Origin of the sequence: Serratia sp. CY74737 (assembly GCF_052166775.1) — a bacterium.
Taxonomy (GTDB): domain Bacteria; phylum Pseudomonadota; class Gammaproteobacteria; order Enterobacterales; family Enterobacteriaceae; genus Serratia; species Serratia ureilytica.
Genome location: NZ_JBJNOF010000020.1, coordinates 100,296 through 120,181 on the forward strand (window position 1 = coordinate 100,296; position 19,886 = coordinate 120,181).

The following is a 19,886-nucleotide window of genomic DNA, read 5'->3' on the forward strand; positions in this document are numbered from 1 at the left end:
AAAAAAGCGGCCCCGATAAACGGGGCCGCGATGAGGCTCACTAGCCGGTGTTGCGCATCCCGGCGGCGACGCCGGCGATGGTAACCATCAACGCCTGCTCCACGCGGGCGTCCGGCTGCTCCTGCTGGCGCGAACGGTGCAGCAATTCGGCCTGCAAGACGTTCAACGGGTCGGTATAGACGTTGCGCAGCGCGATGGATTCGGCGATCCACGGCAGGTCTTCCATCAGGTGCGCATCGTTAGCGATGGTCAGCACCACCTTGATGTCGCTTTCCAGCTGATCGCGCAGCTGTTGGCCCAGCGGCCACAGCGATTTATCCACCAGGCGCTGATCGTAGTATTCCGCCAGCCACAGGTCGGCTTTGGCGAACACCATTTCCAGCATGGCGATGCGGGTGGAGAAGAACGGCCAATCGCGGCACATCGCCTCCAGCTCCGCCTGTTTGCCGGCCTTCACCGCTTCCTGCAATCCGGCGCCGGCGCCGAGCCAGGCCGGCAGCATCAGGCGGTTCTGCGTCCAGGCGAAGATCCACGGAATGGCGCGCAGGCTCTCGACGCCGCCGTTCGGCTTGCGCTTGGCCGGGCGTGAGCCCAGCGGCAGTTTGCCCAGCTCCAGCTCCGGCGTGGCCGCGCGGAAGTAAGGCACGAAGTCCGGGTTTTCACGCACGTAGCCGCGATACATTCGGCAGGAGGTCTCGGACAGGTCGTCCATCAGCGCCCGCCATTCTTTCTTCGGTTCCGGCGGCGGCAGCAGGTTGGCCTCGAGGATCGCGCCGGCATACAGCGCCAGGCTGCTGATGGTGACTTCCGGCAGGCCGAACTTGAAGCGGATCATCTCGCCCTGTTCGGTGACGCGCAGGCCGCCCTTCAGGCTGCCCGGCGGCTGCGACAGCAGCGCCGCATGCGCCGGAGCGCCGCCGCGGCCGATGGAACCGCCGCGGCCGTGGAACAGCGTCAGCGCCACGCCGGCCTTTTCACAGGTTTTGATCAGCGCGTCCTGCGCGCGGTACTGCGCCCAGGAAGCGGCCATCACGCCGGCGTCTTTCGCCGAGTCGGAATAGCCGATCATCACCATCTGTTTGCCCTGGATGAAGCCGCGATACCAGTCGATGTTCAGCAACTGGGTCATTACGTCGTCGGCGTTGTTCAGGTCGTCGAGGGTTTCGAACAGCGGGGCGACCGGCAGCGCGAACGGGCAGCCGGCCTCTTTCAGCAGCAGGTGCACCGCCAGCACGTCGGAAGGCGTGCGCGCCATCGAAATCACGTAGGCGGCGATCGAGCCCTGCGGCGCTTCGGCGATCACCCGGCAGGTTTCCAGCACTTCCTGCGTGTCGGCGCTCGGTTGCCACTTCAGCGGTACCAGCGGGCGTTTGGAGTTCAGTTCGCGGATCAGGAACGCCTGTTTATCGGCTTCCGACCAGCTTTCATAGTCGCCCAGCCCCAGATAACGGGTCAGCTCGGCGATGGCTTCGGTATGGCGAGTGCTTTCCTGGCGCACGTCGATGCGCACCAGCGGCACGCCGAAGCAGCGCACGCGGCGCAGGGTATCCAGCAGTTGACCATTGGCGATGATGCCCATGCCGCAGGCCTGCAGCGACTGGTAGCAGGCATACAGCGGCTCCCACAGCTGCTCGTTGTTCACCAGCAGGTCGTGCGGTTTCAGCACGCGCTCGCCCTTCAGGCGACCTTCAAGATAAGCCTGGGAACTCATCAGCTGGCTGCGCAGCTGCTTCATGATTTCGCGGTACGGTTCCTGCACCTCATCGCCGCCGGCGCGGGCGCGCAGCTCAGGGGTGCACTCGGTCATCGACAGCTCGGAGACCAGCACCTGGATGTCGCGGGTAAACAGGTCGCAGGCTTTCCAGCGGCTGAGCAGCAGCACATGGCGGGTAATTTCGGCGGTGACGTTCGGGTTGCCGTCGCGGTCGCCGCCCATCCAGGAGGTGAAGCGCACCGGCACCGCTTCTACCGGCAGGCTGTAATCGATGGAGTTTTCCAGCTGTTCGTTGAATTCGCGCAGGAACGCCGGCACGCCTTCCCACAGGCTGTTTTCCACGACGGCAAAACCCCATTTGGCTTCGTCGATCGGGGAAGGGCGGTGTTTGCGAATTTCATCGGTGTGCCACGACTGAGCCACCAGCTGGCGCAGGCGGCGCATGATCTTGTTGCGCTCGTAGTCGGCCAGATCGTTGTGATCGAGCTGGCTGAGGCAGGTGTTGACCTCCACCAGCTTGTGGATCAGGGTGCGGCGGGTGATCTCCGTCGGGTGCGCCGTCAGCACCAGCTCGATGGAGAGTTGTGACACCGCGTGCTGCAGCTCTTTGTCGCTGAGCTTTTTGTCTTTGAGGCGGCTGAACAGTTGGGCCAGCGCTTCCGGGTTGCTGGCGGCCTCGCCGTTGGGCGAAATGCTGTGATACTGCTCGGCGACGTTGGTCAGGTTGAGGAACTGGCTGAAGGCGCGCGCCACCGGCAGCAGCTCGTCATTGGACAAGTTCTGCAGGGTAGAAAGCAGCTCCTGGCGATGCGCTTCGTTGCCGGCGCGTGAGGATTTGGAAAGCTTACGGATGGTCTCAACGCGATCGAGAATATGCTCGCCCAGCGCTTCTTTGATGGTATCGCCGAGCAATTTGCCGAGCATACTGACATTACTGCGCATTGCCGAATATTGTTCGTTCATATAACCCCTGACCCAGTTCTGTATGTATGATTTTTATCTTGTAAATAAATTTCACGCGTCAGGCACAGACCGCCCGCCTGATCACATCGCGTTCCTGTCCAATCGTCAATTGACACTATTTTTAGCAAAAAAACATCAAAATCGGCGCATTTTCTGAAATTTAATTACGCCGCGTGGGTTATCAGCGTGGCTTATTTCGCTGTCTTCTACTTATTTTGAGTTAGGGGAAGCATAAAGCATTTCCCCTGTTAAATGTCGGGTTTATTGCCGGCAAAAGTGACTGACCAGCTGGCCCAGCAGTTTGCGCGTCGGTTCGATAAACGCGGTGTCGATGTATTCGTCCGGCTGGTGGGCCTGATCGATGGAACCGGGGCCGAGCACCAGGGTCGGGCAGACCTGTTGCACGAACGGCGCTTCGGTGCAGTAGTTGACCACCTGCGTGCGGGTGCCCAGCAGCTCCTCGATCACCGCCACCATGCGGTGGTCGGTCGGGCACTCGTAGCCCGGCACCGACGCGTGCAGCTCTTCGATGGTCAGGCGGCCCGGCCAGCGTTGGCTTACCGGCTCCAGCGCCTGATGCATCAGTTCGTTGATGTTGTCGAGCGTCATGCCGGGCAACGGGCGGATATCCAGGTGCAGTTCGCAACAGGCGCAGATGCGGTTGGCCGCGTCGCCGCCGCTGATATGGCCGAAGTTCATGGTGGGATAAGGCACGGCGAACGCCGGGTTGTTGTAGCGCTCCTGCAGGGTTTTGCGCAGCTCCATCAGGCGGCCGATGGACTCGTGCATCAGATCGATGGCGTTGACGCCGCGCGCCGGATCGCTGGAGTGGCCGGACTGGCCGACGATGCGAATGGCGTTGGCCATATGGCCCTTGTGCGCGCGCACCGGCTGCAGCGAGGTCGGCTCGCCGATGATGGCGAAATCCGGACGAATGGCGGTAGAGGCGGCGAAGTACCGCGCGCCGGCCATCGTCGTTTCTTCATCTGCGGTGGCTAAAATGTACAACGGCTTGGTCAGCTTGCTCGCGTCGATATCGCGCACCGCATCCAGAATAAAGGCGAAGAAGCCTTTCATGTCGGCGGTGCCCAGCCCGTAGAGCTTGTTGTCGTGCTCGGTCAGGGTGAAGGGATCGCGCGTCCAGCGGCCTTCGTCGTAAGGCACCGTATCGGTGTGGCCGGCCAGCAGCAGGCCGCCGCTGCCTTCGCCGATGCTGGCCAGCAGGTTGAATTTGTGGCGCGACTCCGGCACCGGCTGTACGTCGACGCGAAAGCCCAGGTCGGCAAACCATCCGGCCAGCAAGTTGATTAACGCCTCATTGCTCTGATCGAGGCCGGCATCGGTGGCGCTGATTGACGGAGTGGCGATCAACGCCCGGTACAGCTCAATAAATGGAGGTAATTTCATCTTCACTGTTGACAGCCTTAGGTTAGGATAGTATCAATATTCATGCATTTATTTTGAATAAAAATACAGTAAGCCGAAGCGTAAGGGAACCCGATGCCCGGATGTTTATAAAAGCATCAACGCCTGGCTCCGTGGGTGAACGGCGCAACAACGCTGGCTAGCCCTGTTACCTGGGTCGCAAGCGACCGCACGTCAGTTTAGAAGGTGAAAGGCCACATGTTGAATACGCTGATCGTTGGTGCCAGCGGTTACGCCGGAGCGGAGCTCACGGCTTACCTGAATCGCCACCCACACATGAACATAACCGCTTTAGCGGTTTCAGCGCAAAGTGCAGATGCAGGAAAGTTGCTTTCCGATCTCCATCCCCAGTTGAAAGGCATCGTCGATCTGCCGCTGCAGCCGTTGACTGACGTCGCCAAGGCGGCGCAGGGCATCGATGTAGTGTTCCTCGCCACCGCCCATGAAGTCAGCCACGATATCGCACCGGCTTTCCTGGCGGCGGGCTGCGTGGTGTTCGATCTGTCCGGCGCCTTCCGCGTGCAGGACGCCGGTTTTTATAGCCAGTACTACGGTTTCGAACATCAGCATGGCGCTCTGTTGGAGCAGGCGGTGTACGGCCTGGCAGAGTGGCAGAGCGACAAGATTAAACAGGCGCAGCTGATCGCGGTGCCGGGCTGTTACCCGACGGCGGCGCAGCTGGCACTAAAACCGTTGATCGAAAAACAGCTGCTGAATCTGGATCAGTGGCCGGTGATCAACGCCACCAGCGGCGTTAGCGGCGCCGGGCGCAAGGCCAGCATGACCACCAGCTTCTGCGAAGTGAGCCTGCAGCCGTACGGTATTTTCACTCATCGGCACCAGCCGGAGATCGCCGCACACCTCGGCGTGCCGGTCATCTTTACGCCGCACCTGGGCAATTTCCCGCGCGGCATCCTTGAAACCATCACCTGCCGTCTGAAAGCCGGCGTGACCGCGCAGGACGTCGCGGCCGCCTATCATGCCGCCTATGACGACAAGCCGCTGGTGCGGCTGTACGACCAGGGCGTGCCGGCGCTGAAAGCGGTGGTGGGGCTGCCGTTCTGCGACATCGGTTTTGCGGTGCAGGGCGAGCATCTGATCGCCGTGGCGGTGGAAGACAATCTGCTGAAAGGCGCGGCGGCGCAGGCGGTGCAATGCCTGAATATCCGTTTCGGCTTCCCGGAAACCCAATCACTCCTTTAAACCAGCGTGAGTAAACAGCAATGAACCCGTTAATTATCAAGTTAGGTGGCGTGTTATTAGACAGTGAAGAAGCGCTGGAGCGTCTGTTTACCGCGTTGGACAGCTATCGACAGCAGCACCAGCGCCCGCTGGTGATCGTGCACGGCGGCGGCTGCGTGGTGGACGAGCTGATGAAGCAGCTCGCTTTACCTGTGGTGAAAAAGAACGGCCTGCGCGTCACGCCGGCCGATCAGATCGACATCATCACCGGCGCGCTGGCCGGCACCGCCAACAAAACGCTGCTGGCGTGGGCGATTAAGCATCAAATCAACGCCGTCGGCCTGAGCCTGGCGGACGGCGGCAGCGCGGTCGTGACCCAGCTCGATCCGGCATTGGGCCACGTCGGCAACGCGCAGCCCGGCTCGCCCGCGCTGCTCAATACCCTGCTGGGTGCCGGCTACCTGCCGGTTATCAGCTCCATCGGTATCACCGCCGAAGGGCAGTTAATGAACGTGAACGCCGATCAGGCGGCGACGGCGCTGGCGGCGACGCTGGGGGCGGACCTTATCCTGCTGTCGGACGTCAGCGGCATCCTCGACGGCAAGGGCCAACGCATTGCGGAAATGACGGCGCAAAAAGCGGAACAACTGATCGCGCAAGGCATCATCACCGATGGTATGGTGGTGAAGGTGAATGCGGCGCTCGACGCTGCCCGCACCCTCGGCCGCCCGGTGGATATCGCCAGCTGGCGCCATGCCGATCAGCTTCCTGCTTTGTTTAACGGCGTGTCGATTGGCACCCGGATCCTCGCTTAATTTTAGAATTAGAAAGGAATAGATCATGCAAAACCAAGGCATCAAAAAAATCGTTCTGGCGTACTCCGGCGGCCTGGATACCTCGGCCATCATTCCATGGCTGAAAGAGAACTACGGCGGCTGTGAAGTGGTGGCGTTCGTGGCGGACATCGGCCAGGAGCGCAGCGATCTGGAAGGCGTGGAGCAAAAAGCCCTGCAGTCCGGTGCCTCTGAATGTCACGTGGTCGATCTGCGTGAAGAATTTATCCGCGATTACGTTTATCCGGTGCTGCAGACCGGCGCCCTGTACGAGGGCAGCTACCTGCTGGGCACCTCGATGGCGCGGCCGATCATCGCCAAGGCGCAGGTCGAGCTGGCGTTGAAAGTGGGCGCAGACGCGCTGTGCCACGGCGCGACCGGCAAAGGCAACGATCAGGTGCGTTTCGAAACCACCTACACCGCGCTGGCGCCGCAGCTGAAAGTGGTAGCGCCGTGGCGCGAGTGGAACCTGCGTTCCCGTGAAGCGCTGCTGGATTACCTGAAAGAGCGCAATATCCCGACCACCGCATCGCTGGAGAAAATCTACAGCCGCGATGAGAACGCCTGGCACATCTCCACCGAAGGCGGCGTGCTGGAAAGCCCGTGGAACGCGCCAAATAAGGATTGCTGGGTATGGACCGTCGATCCGCAGGAAGCGCCGGACCAGCCTGAGCAGGTGACCGTTACCGTCGAGAAAGGCCGCGTCGTGGCGGTTAACGGTAAAGCGCTGTCGCCGTACCAGTGCCTGGAAACCCTGAACGCGCTGGGCGCCAAGCACGGCGTCGGCCGTATCGACATCGTGGAAAACCGTCTGGTGGGCATCAAATCCCGCGGCTGCTATGAGACCCCGGGGGGCACCATCATGGTGGCGGCGCTGCGCGCCATCGAGCAGCTGGTGCTGGATCGCGACAGCTTCAAATGGCGCGAGCAGCTGGGCCTGGAGATGTCCTATGTGGTGTACGACGGCCGCTGGTTCGCGCCGCTGCGCCGCTCGCTGCAGGCCTCTGCCGAAGCATTGGCTGAAGAGGTGAACGGTGAAGTGGTGCTGCAGCTGTACAAAGGCCAGGTGACGGCGACCCAGAAAAAATCCGCCAACAGCCTGTACTCCGAAGAGTTCGCCACCTTCGGCGAAGACGAAGTTTACGATCACAGCCACGCGGGCGGCTTTATCCGCCTGTTCTCTCTGTCTTCACGCATCCGCGCGTTGAACGAGAAAAAGAATAAATAACCGATTGGCGTGACTCTGCAAGGGCGCAGCATGCTGCGCCCTTTCGCATAAAAATTCAGGAGTAAAGGTATGGCACTTTGGGGCGGACGGTTCACTCAGGCGGCGGATCAGCGGTTCAAGCAACTTAACGATTCGCTGCGGTTCGATTATCGCCTGGCGGAGCAAGATATCGTGGGCTCGGTGGCCTGGTCGAAGGCGCTGGTGACCGTTAACGTGTTGACGGCAACGGAGCAACAGCAACTGGAGCAGGCGCTGAATGCCTTGCTGACGGAAGTCCAGGCCGATCCTTTGGCGATCGTCCAAAGCGATGCCGAAGACATCCACAGCTGGGTGGAGCAGAAGCTGATCGAGAAGGTCGGCGATTTGGGCAAGAAGCTGCACACCGGCCGCAGCCGCAACGATCAGGTCGCGACCGATCTGAAGCTGTGGTGCAAACAGCAGATCGGCGATCTGCATCAGGCGATTGTCCAGCTGCAGCAGGCGCTGGTGGAGACCGCCGAAGCCAACCAGGATGCGGTGATGCCGGGGTATACCCACCTGCAACGTGCGCAGCCAGTGACTTTCGCGCACTGGTGCCTGGCCTATGTCGAGATGCTGGCGCGCGATGAAAGCCGCCTGCAGGATACCCTGAAACGGCTGGACGTCAGCCCGCTGGGCAGCGGCGCGCTGGCCGGCACCGCGTATCCTATCGATCGCGAGCAGCTGGCCGGCTGGCTGGGCTTCGCCTCGGCGACCCGCAACAGCCTGGACAGCGTATCTGATCGCGATCACGTGCTGGAGCTGCTGTCCAACGCCGCCATCAGCATGGTGCACCTGTCGCGCTTCGCCGAAGATCTGATCTTCTTCAACAGCGGCGAGGCGGCGTTTGTCGAGCTGTCTGACCGCGTGACCTCCGGCTCTTCGCTGATGCCGCAGAAGAAAAACCCGGACGCGCTGGAGCTGATCCGCGGCAAGTGCGGCCGCGTACAGGGCGCGCTGACCGGCATGATGATGACGCTGAAAGGCCTGCCGCTGGCGTACAACAAAGACATGCAGGAAGACAAAGAAGGGCTGTTCGACGCGCTCGACACCTGGATGGACTGCCTGCAGATGGCGGCGCTGGTGCTGGACGGCATTCAGGTGAAGCGCCCGCGCTGCCGGGAAGCGGCGGAGCAGGGTTATGCGAATGCCACTGAGCTGGCGGACTACCTGGTCGCCAAAGGCGTGCCGTTCCGCGAAGCGCACCATATCGTCGGTGAGGCGGTGGTAGAAGCCATTCGCCAGGGCAAACCGCTGGAAGCGTTGCCGCTGGCGGATTTGCAGCAGTTCAGCGCGACGATTGGCGACGACGTCTATCCGATCCTGGCGTTGCAATCCTGCCTGGACAAACGTGCGGCCAAAGGCGGCGTCGCGCCGCAGCAGGTGGCCGCGGCCATCGCCGCAGCGAAACAGCGTTTGGCTTGACGACGAGGGCGGCCTGGTGCCGCCCTTGAACCTTTACCCCGCCAGGCGTGCGCAGAGATAACGGTTTAGGCTCACGCCTTCTTCCATCGCGCCGATCGCCAGCCGGCGATGCTGTTCCGGCGTCATGCGCAGCACCAGTTTGCCGCTGAAATTTTTCTCCGCCAACGCCTGCGGCGGCGTTTCGCCTTGTGCCAGCATGTCGGCGATCGTTTCACTCACCACTTTCTCGATCCCCTCCAATGCGCCGGTACGCGTGGCGGCCAGCCAGGACAACGAGGGGAATTCGGCGCACAGCCCGACATATTCACGGTCTTGCGCTGACCAGGTGATGCGATAGGTATAGTGTTCATGCTTTTCCATGTTCTTCCTCCATTCTGGCCAGTGCGACGATGACCTGCTTAACCTGATATGCCTTGGCCGCGCCGTTGTTGCCGCGTTGGATATTGATGCGCGGATCGCCTGGCCAGGGCATGCGATAAACGTGATGGCTGCTACCGTTTATGCGCGGCGGCCCAAACCATCGCACGCAGATTTTCGCTAACTCGGCGAATTTGATGCTGTTCTGCCGCTGTTGCAAATCAGCGATGTCATCCCTGATCTCGTTCATGTTGCCTCCATTTTAGTATTATTATTGATATCACTTCAATATCAAAGCATAAAAAAAAATGAGCGCAGGAGGGCCGTGAGGCAAGAGGAGGGAGGAAAATCTGGAAAGCGCTGCGCAAAAAAACCGGGCCTGAAGGCCCGGTAGGTGTGAACGGATAAGGAGGCGTTATTCGCCCGGACAGCGCTGACAGCGCTCGATTTCGGCCGTGCCGAGTTTGAGCTTCGCCTGCAGGTCGCGCAGCGCAGTGCGCAAGCCTTCTTCGATCACCGGATGATAGAACGGCATGTCCAGCATCTGATCGACAGTCATCTGCTGTTGGTGCGCCCAGGCTAACAGGTGCGCAATGTGTTCGGCGTCCGGGCCGATCATTTCCGCGCCGAGGAAACGGCCGGTGCCTTGCTCGCCGTAAACGTGCAGAACGCCCTTGTTGCGCAGCATCACCCGCGAGCGGCCCTGATTCTCAAAAGAGACCTTGCCCACTTCAAAACAGCCGCAGGCGCTGAACTTCTCGCTCAGCTCGCGGAAGGTCGAGCCGACCATGGCGATCTGCGGATCGGAGAACACCACCGAAATCGCGCTGCGGCGCAGACCCGGATTGATCTCCGGGAAGCTGCCGGCATTGGCGCCGGCGATGCGCGCCTGATCGCTGGCCTCATGCAACAGCGGCAGCTGGTTGCTGGCGTCGCCGGCGATAAAGATATGCGGCACGCTGGTTTGCATCGTCAGGCGGTCGGCCAGCGGCACGCCTCGAGCGTCGAGCTGCAGGCCGGTATTTTCGAGGCCCAGCCGATCGACGTTGGGGCGGCGGCCGGTGGCGGCCAGCACGTAGTCCACCAGGATCTCCTGCGACTGGCCCTGCAGATCCTGATAGCGGATAAATACGCGGTCGCCTTCGCGCTGCATCATCTCCACTTTCACGTCGGCGTCGAGGTAGAATTCTTCCCCCAGCGCCTTCGCAGCGTAATCGCGCACGGCGCTGTCGGTCAGCGGCCCGACGGCGCCGCCGATGCCGAAGACCTTGGTGTCGACGCCGAGGCGGTGCAGCGCTTGCCCCAGCTCCAGCCCGATCACGCCGGGGCCGAATACCGCCACGGACTGCGGCAAGTCATCCCAGTTGAACAGATCGTCGTTGACGATCAGGCGGTCGCCCAGTTCATTCCACGGCGCCGGCCAGCTGGGGCGAGAGCCGGTGGCGATCACGATGCGCTGCGCCACGATGCGCGTATGGTCATCGACCTGCAGCGTGTTGTCGTCGATAAAGCGGGCATAGCCCTGAATTTTTTCGGCGGCCGGGATCTCGTCCACGCCTTCCAGCACGAAGCCGACGAAACGATCGCGTTCGCGTTTGACGCGCGCCATCACCTCGCGTCCGTCGATACGCGTTTTGCCGGTTGGGTGCACGCCAAAGCCCGGCGCACGTTCGATTTGATGCACCGCTTCGGCGGCGGCGATCAATAATTTGGATGGCATGCAGCCAACGCGCGCACAGGTGGTGCCGTACGGCCCGCCTTCAATCATCACCACGCTGGGGGTAGACAGTTTGGCCGCGCGATAGGCGCCGAGCCCTGCGGTGCCGCCGCCGATGACCGCGACATCAACGTTCAACAGTTTCATATCCGCTCCTGAAAGGTAAAAAAAGGGCGGGCCGTAGCCCGCCAAAGTTCACGTTGGCTTTGTTATTACTTATTAAGCTGACAGGAATGTTTCCAGGTCGTCGCTGCCGCCGATGTGACGGCCGCCGATGAAGACCTGCGGCACCGTGGCGCGGCCGCTGACGGCGCGCAGGCTGACGGTGGTAGCGTCTTTGCCCAGCACGATCTCTTCATACTGAATGCCGCGCTCTTGCAGCATCTGCTTGGCTTTGGCGCAGAATGGGCAGCCCGGTTTGGTGAACAGGGAGACCGATTCCTGCACTTTGAATTCCGGCGCCAGGTATTTCAGCATGGTGTCGGCGTCGGACACTTCAAACGGGTCGCCCGGCTTGTTCGGCTCAACAAACATTTTCTCGACCACACCGTTGCGTACCAGCATCGAGTAGCGCCATGAGCGAGGGCCAAAGCCCAGATCCGCTTTCTCGACCAGCATGTTCATGCCTTTGGTGAATTCACCGTTGCCGTCCGGCACGAAGGTGATGTTTTCCGCATGTTGGTCGGCTTTCCAGGCGTTCATGACGAAGGTGTCGTTCACGGAGACGCAAAGAATGCTGTCGACGCCGTGCTGCTTGAATACGCTGGACAGTTCGTTGTAGCGCGGCAGGTGGCTCGAAGAACAGGTCGGCGTGAACGCGCCCGGCAGCGAGAAAACAATGACGGTTTTGTTTTTGAACAGGTCATCAGTGGTCACATCAATCCATTGGTCGCCCTGACGGGTGTGGAAAGTAACCTGAGGAACTTTCTTGCCTTCTTGACTGGTAAACATTGATTAACCCCTTAATTAGGAAAAGTAATTTTTAGCATTTAGCGCGATATCGCTTCGTTGGGACACATTATTGTCGCTGGGGCTTGATAGATCTAATCGCTCATTGCTATCTTATCTATCGCCATGAGCTATCATGGAATGGAGGGAAACAATGAATATTCGTGATTTAGAGTATCTGGTCGCCTTGGCCGAGCACCGGCACTTCCGCCGCGCGGCCGATTCATGCCATGTAAGCCAACCCACGCTGAGCGGGCAGATCCGCAAGCTGGAAGACGAGTTGGGCGTCATGCTGCTCGAACGCACCAGCCGCAAGGTGCTGTTCACCCAGGCGGGTCTGTTGCTGGTGGAGCAGGCGCGTACCGTGCTGCGAGAAGTGAAAGTATTGAAGGAGATGGCCAGCCAGCAGGGCGAAGCCATGTCCGGACCGTTGCACATCGGCCTGATCCCGACCGTGGGGCCTTATCTGCTGCCGCAGATCATCCCGACGCTGCACAAAACGTTCCCGAAACTGGAAATGTACCTGCACGAAGCGCAAACCCATCAGCTGCTGGCGCAACTCGACAGCGGAAAACTGGACTGCGCCATTCTGGCATTGGTGAAGGAAACCGAGGCGTTTATCGAAGTGCCTTTGTTCGATGAACCGATGAAGCTGGCGGTGTACTCCGATCACCCGTGGGCGCAGCGCGAGCGCGTGCCGATGCCGGATTTGGCGGGTGAGAAACTGCTGATGCTGGAGGATGGCCACTGCCTGCGCGATCAGGCGATGGGCTTCTGCTTCCAGGCGGGCGCGGACGAAGATACCCACTTCCGCGCCACCAGTCTGGAAACGCTGCGCAATATGGTCGCGGCCGGCAGCGGCATTACCCTGCTGCCGTCACTGGCGGTACCGCCGCAGCGCGAACGCGACGGCGTCTGCTATCTGGATTGCTACAAGCCGGAGCCGAAGCGCACCATCGCGCTGGTGTACCGCCCCGGCTCCCCTTTGCGCAGCCGTTATGAGCAACTGGCCGAGGCGATCCGCGAACACATGCAGGGCTACATCGACAGCGCGTTAAAACAGGCGGTTTAAGCCGTTTAGCGCCGCCACCCGGTAGGCTTCGGCCATGGTCGGATAGTTGAAGGTCGTATTAACGAAATACTCGATAGTATTGCCTTCACCTTTCTGTTCCATGATCGCCTGGCCGATATGGATGATCTCCGCCGCACGCTCGCCGAAGCAGTGGATCCCAAGGATCTGCAGGGTGTCGCGATGGAACAGGATCTTCAGGCTGCCGACGTTCATCCCGGCTATCTGCGCGCGCGCCAGATGCTTGAACTGGGCGCGGCCCACTTCATACGGCACCTTCATCGCGGTCAGTTCCTGCTCGGTTTTGCCGACGGAGCTGATTTCCGGAATGGTGTAGATGCCGGTCGGGATATCTTCGATTAAGTGACCGCTGGCTTCGCCGGAGGCGATCGCTTGCGCGGCGATGCGGCCCTGATCGTAGGCGGCGGAAGCCAGGCTCGGATAGCCGATCACGTCACCGACCGCATAAATGTGCGACAGCGCGGTTTGATACATGCTGTTCACTTTCAGCAGCCCGCGGCTGTCCGACTCCAGGCCGACGTTCTCCAACCCCAGCGAATCGGTGTTGCCGGTACGGCCGTTGGCGTACAGCAGGCAGTCCGCTTTCACCTTCTTGCCGGACTTCAGGTGCACGATCACGCCGTCTTCGGTGCCTTCGATCTTCTCGAATTCTTCGTTGTGGCGGATCACCACGCCGTTGTTCCAGAAGTGGTAAGAGAGCGAATCCGACATCTCCTGATCGAGGAACGCCAGCAGACGATCGCGGGTGTTGATCAGATCGACCTTGACGTTCAGGCCGCGGAAGATGGACGCATACTCGCAGCCGATCACCCCGGCGCCGTAAATGATCACGTGGCGCGGCTCATGGCTCAGCTCGAGAATGGAATCGCTGTCGTAGATGCGCGGATGGTTGAAATCGACGCTGGCCGGATGGTAAGGACGCGAGCCGCAGGCGATCACGATGTGATCGGCGCGGATGGTGTCCTGGGTGCCGTCCATGTAGCTGACGCTGACGGTGTTGGCGTCGATGAAGCGCGCGTCGCCGGCGAACAGTTTGCACTGGTTCCGCTCATAGAACCCTTGGCGCATTCGGGTCTGCTGGCTGATGACGTTATCGGCGTGGCGTAAAATGTCAGGGAAGGTCGCGCTGAGCGTGCGCGAGTTGTTGTAAAGCGGGTTCTGGTTGAATTCGATAATGCGGCTGACGGCGTGGCGGAGGGCTTTGGAGGGGATGGTGCCCCAATGGGTACATCCGCCGCCTACGTTATTGTACCGTTCGATAACGGCCACGCGGGCGCCTTGTTTCACCAGCCCCATGGCGGCACCTTCACCACCAGGGCCCGAGCCAATCACAATGGCATCAAATTGATAGTGCTGTTGCATGTAGGAGAGACCTGTTTTTTTATACAAGATTACAACGGTATCTTAACATCATAGCGCTGCTCACCCAATCACCATTAGGCTTTTTGAGTCAAAGCACAATCGGCTCAGGGCGGAAGTGTGATAGAGCGCGTTAGTATAAATGCTGTTGCAATAAAATTTGCTATATTGCCGAGTCTAGGGCGTTAGACTGAGAAAATGGAACCTATCCGGATATGCATATGGGCGTCAGAGCACAACAAAAAGAACGGACTCGTCGTTCCCTGATCGAAGCCGCTTTCAGCCAGCTGAGCGCCGAACGCAGCTTCGCCAGTCTGAGCCTGCGGGAAGTTTCACGCGAGGCGGGCATCGCGCCCACGTCGTTCTATCGCCATTTCCGCGATGTGGACGAGTTGGGGCTGACCATGGTGGACGAAAGCGGCCTGATGCTGCGTCAGTTGATGCGCCAGGCGCGCCAACGCATCGCCAAGGGCGGCAGCGTGATCCGCACCTCGGTGTCCACCTTTATGGAATTTATCGGTAACAACCCGAACGCCTTCCGCCTGCTGCTGCGCGAGCGCTCCGGCACGTCGGCGGCATTCCGTGCGGCGGTGGCGCGCGAGATCCAGCATTTCATCGCCGAACTGGCGGACTACCTCGAGTTGGAAAATCACATGCCGCGCAGCTTTACCGAAGCGCAGGCCGAAGCGATGGTCACCATCGTGTTCAGCGCCGGCGCGGAAGCGCTGGATATCGACGTCGAGCAGCGGCAGCAGCTGGAAGAACGGCTGGTGCTGCAACTGCGGATGATCTCCAAAGGGGCGTATTACTGGTATCGTCGCGAACAAGAAAAAGCTTCTGTGTCCCACGTATAAAAAAGGTAAAAAATGATGGAAAAACCAGGCCGTGAAAATGGCACCTTACTGCTGGCGTTGATTGCCGGCCTTTCGATCAACGGTTCCTTTGCCGCGCTGTTCAGCTCGGTGGTGCCGTTTTCGATCTTCCCGCTGATCGCGTTGGTGCTGGCGGTGTACTGCCTGCATCAGCGTTACCTGAACCGCGCCATGCCGGACGGCATGCCGAAGCTGGCGGCGGCCTGTTTCCTGCTGGGGCTGCTGCTGTACAGCGCCATCGTGCGCGCCGAGTATCCGCAGATCGGCTCCAACTTCCTGCCGTCGGTGATCTGCGTGGCGCTGGTGCTGTGGATCGGCATGAAACTGAAGGCGCGCAAGGCGCCGGATGCGCCGACTCAAGAATCGTAATGAAACGGGGCGCCATCATGGCGCCCCTGTCATATCAGCGGTGCTTTTCCAGCAACACGCCGCATTCCATGTGATGGGTATACGGGAACTGATCGAACAGCGCCAGACGGCTGACCCGGTGGGTGGCCTGCAGCGTTTCCAGGTTGGCGCACAACGTTTCCGGATTGCATGAAATATACAGAATGCGCGGGTAAGCCTGCACCATCTTCACCGTTTCATCGTCCAGCCCGCTGCGCGGCGGATCGACGAAAATCGTCTCGCAGTTGTAGCCGCTCAGATCGATGCCTTTCAACCGGTTGAATTCGCGTACTCCATTCATCGCCTGAGTGAAGTCTTCCGCCGCCATGCGGATGATCTGCACGTTGTCGATATGGTTGGCGGCGATGTTGTACTGCGCCGCCGCCACCGACGGTTTGGCGATCTCGGTCGCCAGCACGCGCTCGAAATTGCGCGCCAGCGCCAGCGAGAAGTTGCCATTGCCGCAGTACAACTCCAGCAAATCGCCTTTGGAACCGGCGGTGACCGCCAACGCCCACTCCAGCATCTGCACGTTCATGGCCGCGTTGGGCTGAGTGAAACTGTTTTCCACCTGGCGATAAATCATGTCGCGGCCGGCGACCGGCAGCACTTCGTCAACATAATCCTGGTCGAGCATGATCTTGGTCTTCGACGCCCGGCCGATCAGCTGCAGGTCGAAACCCTGCGCGCGCAGCTCGTCGCGCAACTGCTCGGCGCGCTGTTGCCAAACGTCATCCAGCTTGCGGTGATACAGCAGCGAAGCGATGATTTTGCCGCTTCGCGTCGACAGATAATCTATCTGGAACAGCTTGTGGCGCAGGATCGGCTCCGGTTTCAGCGCGGTGATCAGGGCGGTCATCAGGCGGTTGATCAGCTCGCTGGCGGCCGGGAACTGATCGACGCGAATACGCTGCTTGGTCTGCTGATCGAACATGATGTGATACATGTCTTCCGCGTCGTGCCAGATGCGGAATTCGGCGCGCATGCGGTAGTGGTCGACTGGCGAGCGGAACACTTCCGGCTCGGGCGCCGCGAACGGTGACATCAACGTCTTCAGGCGGGCGACTTTCTCCGCCAGTTGGTCATCGTAACGTTCAATAGGCAAATTCTCGGGCGTCATGTGTTTCTTCTCGTCAGGCAAATTTGATCAGCGGGGATTGTAGGGAATCAGCCCGTGAAGTCCAGTTTTGTCGCGTTTATTATTTGTAACATTAATGGCAGTCTAGACATCTATTTGCATTGATCGTAGCATTGCCGTCCGGCCTCAAGCAGCGAGTGAAAAGGGAATCCGGTGTGAATCCGGAGCTGACGCGCAGCGGTAAGGGGAAGTCACGGCGATAGCGTTTCGACGCAGACACTGTCCACTGCAGGATGGGAAGTCATCGCCCGTTGCCGGTCGCGCCTTGCGGCCCGCAAATCCCAAGCCCGAAGACCTGCCGGTGTTACGTCGCAATGTCCGTGGCCGTCGCGAACTACCGGCCATGATCCTGCGGCATCCGCCAATTAAGTTTGGATGCTTTTCTCATGACAATTACAAAAAATACGCTGCTGGCGGTGGTCTCTTCCGTCACGGCTTTTTCTGGATGGGCGCAAGACAACACCACAGCCACGAATGGCGATAACCTGGTGGTTACCGCCAACCGTTTCCCGCAGCCGGTTTCTTCCGTGCTGGCGCCGACCACCATCGTCACCCGCAACGATATCGATCGCTGGCAGGCCAAGAGCCTGACCGACGTGATGCGCCGTTTGCCGGGCGTGGACGTTGGCCAAAACGGCGGGTTGGGGCAAAAGAGCTCGCTGTTTATTCGCGGCACCAACTCCAGCCACGTGCTGGTGCTAATTGACGGCATTCGCCTTAATCAGGCGGGCGTCAGCGGCTCTTCTGACCTTAGCCAAATCCCGATTTCGTTGGTGCAGAAAGTTGAATACATCCGCGGCCCGCGCTCGGCGGTGTACGGCTCCGACGCCATCGGCGGCGTGGTCAACATTATTACCACCCGCGAAAAGAACGGTACTACGCTCTCAGCCGGCGTCGGCTCCAACGGCTATCAATCCTATGACGCGTCGACTCAACAGCAGTTGGGCGACAGCACCGTGGCGACGGTGGCGGGTGACTACACCTACACCAAAGGGTATGACGTGGTGGCCTACGGCAGCACCGGCATGCAAAGCCAACAGGATCGCGATGGCTTTATGAGTAAGTCGCTGTATGGTGCGCTTGAGCACCAGTTCAGCGAATCGGTCAGCGGTTTTGTGCGCGGGTATGGTTACGACAACCGCACGGCGTATGATAGTTATTATTCCTCACCGACCAGCCCTCTGCTGGATACGCGCAAACTGTATAGCCAAACCTGGGATACCGGATTGCGCTATAAAGAAGGCATTTACGCAACACAAGTGATTGGCAGCTACAGCCATAGCAAGGATTACGATTACGATCCTCGCCTCGGCATGCATGACAGCTCGGCCAGCCTGGTGGATTCCGAACAGTACAACCTGCAGTGGGGCAATACGCTGCAGGTTGTACAGGGTACCGTAAGCTCTGGCGTCGACTGGCAGCAACAGAAAATCAAACCGGATTCCACCACCGTGAAGGGTGAAAAAAGCCAACGTGATGCAGGCATCTATCTGACTGCGCAGCAACTGGTTGGCCCGGTAACGTTGGAAGGTGCGGTTCGAGGTGACGATCATTCCGAGTTTGGCTGGCATGGCACCTGGCAAACCAGCGCGGCTTGGGAATTCGTCGAGGGATACCGTTTTATCGCATCGTATGGCACGGCGTTCAAAGCACCGAATATGAGCCAGCTATACGGCAACTTCGGTAACAACACCGATCTGAAACCGGAAGAAAGCAAGCAGTGGGAAGGTGGCTTTGAAGGGCTGACCGGCCCGGTGACCTGGCGCATCTCCGGTTATCGCAACGACATCGACAATTTGATCGATTCCACGGGGGAAACCAACTACGTCTATTACAACGTGGGTAAGGCGACCATCAAAGGGATTGAAGCGACGGCCTCGTTTGATACCGGCCCGTTGACGCATCAGATTGGTTATGACTATGTCGATCCTCGCAACGCCAAGACCAATGAAGTGCTGCTGCGGCGCGCCAAGCAGCAGGTGAAATATGAGCTGGACTGGCAGCTGTATGACTTTGACTGGGCGGTGACTTATCAATATCTGGGTCAACGTTATGACAAGGATTACAGTACCTATCCGGAACAAAGCGTTAAACTTGGCGGCGTGAGCCTGTGGGATCTCGCAGTTTCGTATCCGGTCACATCTCATCTGACAGTTCGTGGTAGAATTGCCAACCTGTTTGATAAAGATTATGAGACGGCCTATGGCTACGCTACTCCAGGAAGAGAATACTACCTCACTGGAAGCTATACCTTCTAACAGCACCGCCACACCTCGCCCGACGGTGCTGGTTTTCGATTCCGGCGTCGGCGGGCTGTCGGTGTATCAGGAGATTCGGCAGTTGCTGCCGGATCTCCACTATATATACGCGTTCGACAACGTGGCGTTCCCCTACGGCGAGAAGTCAGAAGAGTTTATCGTTGAGCGCGTGCTGGAGATTGTCGGCGCGGTGCAGCAGCGTCATCCTCTGGCGATTGTCGTCATCGCCTGCAACACCGCCAGCACCGTTTCCTTGCCGGCCCTGCGCGAGCGTTTCAGTTTCCCTGTCGTGGGCGTGGTGCCCGCCATCAAACCGGCGGCCCGTCTTACCGTCAACGGCATTGTCGGCCTGTTGGCGACCCGCGGCACCGTACAGCGTAGCTACACCCATGAGCTGATTTCCCGTTTCGCCACCGACTGCAAGATTGAACTGCTGGGCTCTTCAGAACTGGTGGAGCTGGCGGAAGCCAAGCTGCATGGCGAAGCCGTGCCACTACCGGTGCTGAAGAAGATCCTGCATCCGTGGCTGAGCATGCGCGAGCCGCCGGATACGGTCGTTCTGGGCTGCACCCATTTCCCTCTTTTAGCTGAAGAGCTGATGCAGGTGTTGCCGGAAGGCACCCGATTGGTGGATTCCGGCGCGGCGATTGCCCGTCGCACCGCCTGGCTCATCTCTACGCAGGAAAACCTGGTCTCGAGCCAGGAAGAGAATCTGGCGTATTGCATGGCGTTAAATGAAGATACTGACGCTTTATTGCCCGTTTTGCAGGGCTATGGCTTTAAATCGTTGAAAAAACTGCCGCTTTAACGGTGTTTTGGTTAAACATTCAACGGTCGGAAAAAATATTGAAAATAGGGGTTGCGGCCTGCCGAGAACTCCCTATAATGCGCCTCCACTGACCGGGAACAACGACTGACAAGCCGCCGGGTCAGCGAGAAGAAAGCGAAATAAACGCTTGACTCTCCGGGTGA

The 19,886-nt window shown here is 59.6% G+C and carries 17 protein-coding genes and 1 riboswitch; of the genes, 9 read left to right on the forward strand and 8 right to left on the reverse strand.

Annotated features, from left to right (window positions below):
• Positions 1-40: 40 nt before the first annotated feature.
• Together ppc and argE are read right to left on the reverse strand one after the other, a co-directional pair.
• On the reverse strand, positions 41-2,677 hold the full coding sequence (ppc, locus tag ACJ8PE_RS23405) for a phosphoenolpyruvate carboxylase (protein WP_004931070.1): 2,637 nt from the start codon (positions 2,675-2,677) through the stop codon (positions 41-43).
• Positions 2,678-2,938: 261 nt separating this feature from the next.
• The gene (gene argE, locus ACJ8PE_RS23410; protein ID WP_033631320.1) at positions 2,939-4,084 is read right to left on the reverse strand and encodes an acetylornithine deacetylase; all 1,146 of its coding nucleotides are present in this window, start codon (positions 4,082-4,084) and stop codon (positions 2,939-2,941) included.
• A gap of 216 nt (positions 4,085-4,300) precedes the next feature.
• Between argE and argC the strand changes: the two genes are divergently transcribed.
• The 4 genes from argC (at position 4,301) to argH (ending at position 8,788) form a co-directional block, all read left to right on the forward strand.
• Complete coding sequence (argC, locus tag ACJ8PE_RS23415; protein ID WP_025304655.1) at positions 4,301-5,305, forward strand: N-acetyl-gamma-glutamyl-phosphate reductase; 1,005 nt, start codon at positions 4,301-4,303, stop codon at positions 5,303-5,305.
• A 20-nt stretch (positions 5,306-5,325) separates the two neighbouring features.
• Entirely contained in the window at positions 5,326-6,099 is a 774-nt protein-coding gene (argB, locus tag ACJ8PE_RS23420; protein WP_015379408.1) for an acetylglutamate kinase, read from the forward strand.
• Between the two features lie 25 nt (positions 6,100-6,124).
• Positions 6,125-7,345: an argininosuccinate synthase gene (locus ACJ8PE_RS23425; protein WP_004931061.1), complete on the forward strand. Its 1,221-nt coding sequence runs from the start codon at positions 6,125-6,127 to the stop codon at positions 7,343-7,345.
• A gap of 69 nt (positions 7,346-7,414) precedes the next feature.
• On the forward strand, positions 7,415-8,788 hold the full coding sequence (argH, locus tag ACJ8PE_RS23430) for an argininosuccinate lyase (RefSeq protein ID WP_004931059.1): 1,374 nt from the start codon (positions 7,415-7,417) through the stop codon (positions 8,786-8,788).
• A gap of 33 nt (positions 8,789-8,821) precedes the next feature.
• On the opposite strand, the gene ACJ8PE_RS23435 is transcribed toward argH, so the two are convergent.
• From ACJ8PE_RS23435 to ACJ8PE_RS23450, 4 genes are all read right to left on the reverse strand, one after another.
• Complete coding sequence (locus ACJ8PE_RS23435; protein ID WP_033652204.1) at positions 8,822-9,148, reverse strand: type II toxin-antitoxin system HicB family antitoxin; 327 nt, start codon at positions 9,146-9,148, stop codon at positions 8,822-8,824.
• The gene (locus ACJ8PE_RS23440) at positions 9,135-9,395 is read right to left on the reverse strand and encodes a toxin HicA (RefSeq protein WP_197761841.1); all 261 of its coding nucleotides are present in this window, start codon (positions 9,393-9,395) and stop codon (positions 9,135-9,137) included. The genes ACJ8PE_RS23435 and ACJ8PE_RS23440 overlap by 14 nt, the downstream gene beginning before the upstream one ends.
• Before the next feature lie 165 nt (positions 9,396-9,560).
• On the reverse strand, positions 9,561-11,009 hold the full coding sequence (locus ACJ8PE_RS23445) for a dihydrolipoyl dehydrogenase (RefSeq protein WP_197761839.1): 1,449 nt from the start codon (positions 11,007-11,009) through the stop codon (positions 9,561-9,563).
• 72 nt (positions 11,010-11,081) lie between these two features.
• Entirely contained in the window at positions 11,082-11,813 is a 732-nt protein-coding gene (locus ACJ8PE_RS23450; RefSeq protein WP_015379403.1) for a glutathione peroxidase, read from the reverse strand.
• Positions 11,814-11,964: 151 nt separating this feature from the next.
• Between ACJ8PE_RS23450 and oxyR the strand changes: the two genes are divergently transcribed.
• Positions 11,965-12,882, forward strand: coding sequence for a DNA-binding transcriptional regulator OxyR (gene oxyR / locus ACJ8PE_RS23455; protein ID WP_033652202.1), 918 nt, complete (start codon positions 11,965-11,967; stop codon positions 12,880-12,882).
• Here oxyR and sthA read toward each other — a convergent pair.
• Entirely contained in the window at positions 12,865-14,262 is a 1,398-nt protein-coding gene (sthA, locus tag ACJ8PE_RS23460) for a Si-specific NAD(P)(+) transhydrogenase (RefSeq protein ID WP_004931047.1), read from the reverse strand. The genes oxyR and sthA overlap by 18 nt on opposite strands.
• Before the next feature lie 218 nt (positions 14,263-14,480).
• Between sthA and fabR the strand changes: the two genes are divergently transcribed.
• Positions 14,481-15,113, forward strand: a complete 633-nt coding sequence (gene fabR, locus ACJ8PE_RS23465) for an HTH-type transcriptional repressor FabR (protein ID WP_004931044.1) — start codon at positions 14,481-14,483, stop codon at positions 15,111-15,113.
• A gap of 15 nt (positions 15,114-15,128) precedes the next feature.
• Positions 15,129-15,500, forward strand: coding sequence for a YijD family membrane protein (locus ACJ8PE_RS23470; protein WP_025304650.1), 372 nt, complete (start codon positions 15,129-15,131; stop codon positions 15,498-15,500).
• A gap of 34 nt (positions 15,501-15,534) precedes the next feature.
• On the opposite strand, the gene trmA is transcribed toward ACJ8PE_RS23470, so the two are convergent.
• Entirely contained in the window at positions 15,535-16,638 is a 1,104-nt protein-coding gene (gene trmA, locus ACJ8PE_RS23475) for a tRNA (uridine(54)-C5)-methyltransferase TrmA (protein WP_197761837.1), read from the reverse strand.
• 122 nt (positions 16,639-16,760) lie between these two features.
• A riboswitch (cobalamin riboswitch) is annotated at positions 16,761-16,973 on the forward strand.
• 69 nt (positions 16,974-17,042) lie between these two features.
• Between trmA and btuB the strand changes: the two genes are divergently transcribed.
• Both btuB and murI read left to right on the forward strand, forming a co-directional pair.
• Positions 17,043-18,914: a TonB-dependent vitamin B12 receptor BtuB gene (btuB, locus tag ACJ8PE_RS23480; protein ID WP_197793858.1), complete on the forward strand. Its 1,872-nt coding sequence runs from the start codon at positions 17,043-17,045 to the stop codon at positions 18,912-18,914.
• Complete coding sequence (gene murI, locus ACJ8PE_RS23485) at positions 18,859-19,722, forward strand: glutamate racemase (protein WP_025921004.1); 864 nt, start codon at positions 18,859-18,861, stop codon at positions 19,720-19,722. The genes btuB and murI overlap by 56 nt, the downstream gene beginning before the upstream one ends.
• Positions 19,723-19,886: the final 164 nt, after the last annotated feature.

What these genes read in the sequence shown, in the direction of transcription:
- ppc (WP_004931070.1), bottom strand. Translation starts at nt 2,677, where the DNA reads ATGAACGAACAATATTCGGCAATGCGCAGTAATGTCAGTATGCTCGGC.
- argE (WP_033631320.1), bottom strand. Translation starts at nt 4,084, where the DNA reads ATGAAATTACCTCCATTTATTGAGCTGTACCGGGCGTTGATCGCCACT.
- argC (WP_025304655.1), top strand. Translation starts at nt 4,301, where the DNA reads ATGTTGAATACGCTGATCGTTGGTGCCAGCGGTTACGCCGGAGCGGAG.
- argB (WP_015379408.1), top strand. Translation starts at nt 5,326, where the DNA reads ATGAACCCGTTAATTATCAAGTTAGGTGGCGTGTTATTAGACAGTGAA.
- ACJ8PE_RS23425 (WP_004931061.1), top strand. Translation starts at nt 6,125, where the DNA reads ATGCAAAACCAAGGCATCAAAAAAATCGTTCTGGCGTACTCCGGCGGC.
- argH (WP_004931059.1), top strand. Translation starts at nt 7,415, where the DNA reads ATGGCACTTTGGGGCGGACGGTTCACTCAGGCGGCGGATCAGCGGTTC.
- ACJ8PE_RS23435 (WP_033652204.1), bottom strand. Translation starts at nt 9,148, where the DNA reads ATGGAAAAGCATGAACACTATACCTATCGCATCACCTGGTCAGCGCAA.
- ACJ8PE_RS23440 (WP_197761841.1), bottom strand. Translation starts at nt 9,395, where the DNA reads ATGAACGAGATCAGGGATGACATCGCTGATTTGCAACAGCGGCAGAAC.
- ACJ8PE_RS23445 (WP_197761839.1), bottom strand. Translation starts at nt 11,009, where the DNA reads ATGAAACTGTTGAACGTTGATGTCGCGGTCATCGGCGGCGGCACCGCA.
- ACJ8PE_RS23450 (WP_015379403.1), bottom strand. Translation starts at nt 11,813, where the DNA reads ATGTTTACCAGTCAAGAAGGCAAGAAAGTTCCTCAGGTTACTTTCCAC.
- oxyR (WP_033652202.1), top strand. Translation starts at nt 11,965, where the DNA reads ATGAATATTCGTGATTTAGAGTATCTGGTCGCCTTGGCCGAGCACCGG.
- sthA (WP_004931047.1), bottom strand. Translation starts at nt 14,262, where the DNA reads ATGCAACAGCACTATCAATTTGATGCCATTGTGATTGGCTCGGGCCCT.
- fabR (WP_004931044.1), top strand. Translation starts at nt 14,481, where the DNA reads ATGGGCGTCAGAGCACAACAAAAAGAACGGACTCGTCGTTCCCTGATC.
- ACJ8PE_RS23470 (WP_025304650.1), top strand. Translation starts at nt 15,129, where the DNA reads ATGGAAAAACCAGGCCGTGAAAATGGCACCTTACTGCTGGCGTTGATT.
- trmA (WP_197761837.1), bottom strand. Translation starts at nt 16,638, where the DNA reads ATGACGCCCGAGAATTTGCCTATTGAACGTTACGATGACCAACTGGCG.
- btuB (WP_197793858.1), top strand. Translation starts at nt 17,043, where the DNA reads ATGACAATTACAAAAAATACGCTGCTGGCGGTGGTCTCTTCCGTCACG.
- murI (WP_025921004.1), top strand. Translation starts at nt 18,859, where the DNA reads ATGGCTACGCTACTCCAGGAAGAGAATACTACCTCACTGGAAGCTATA.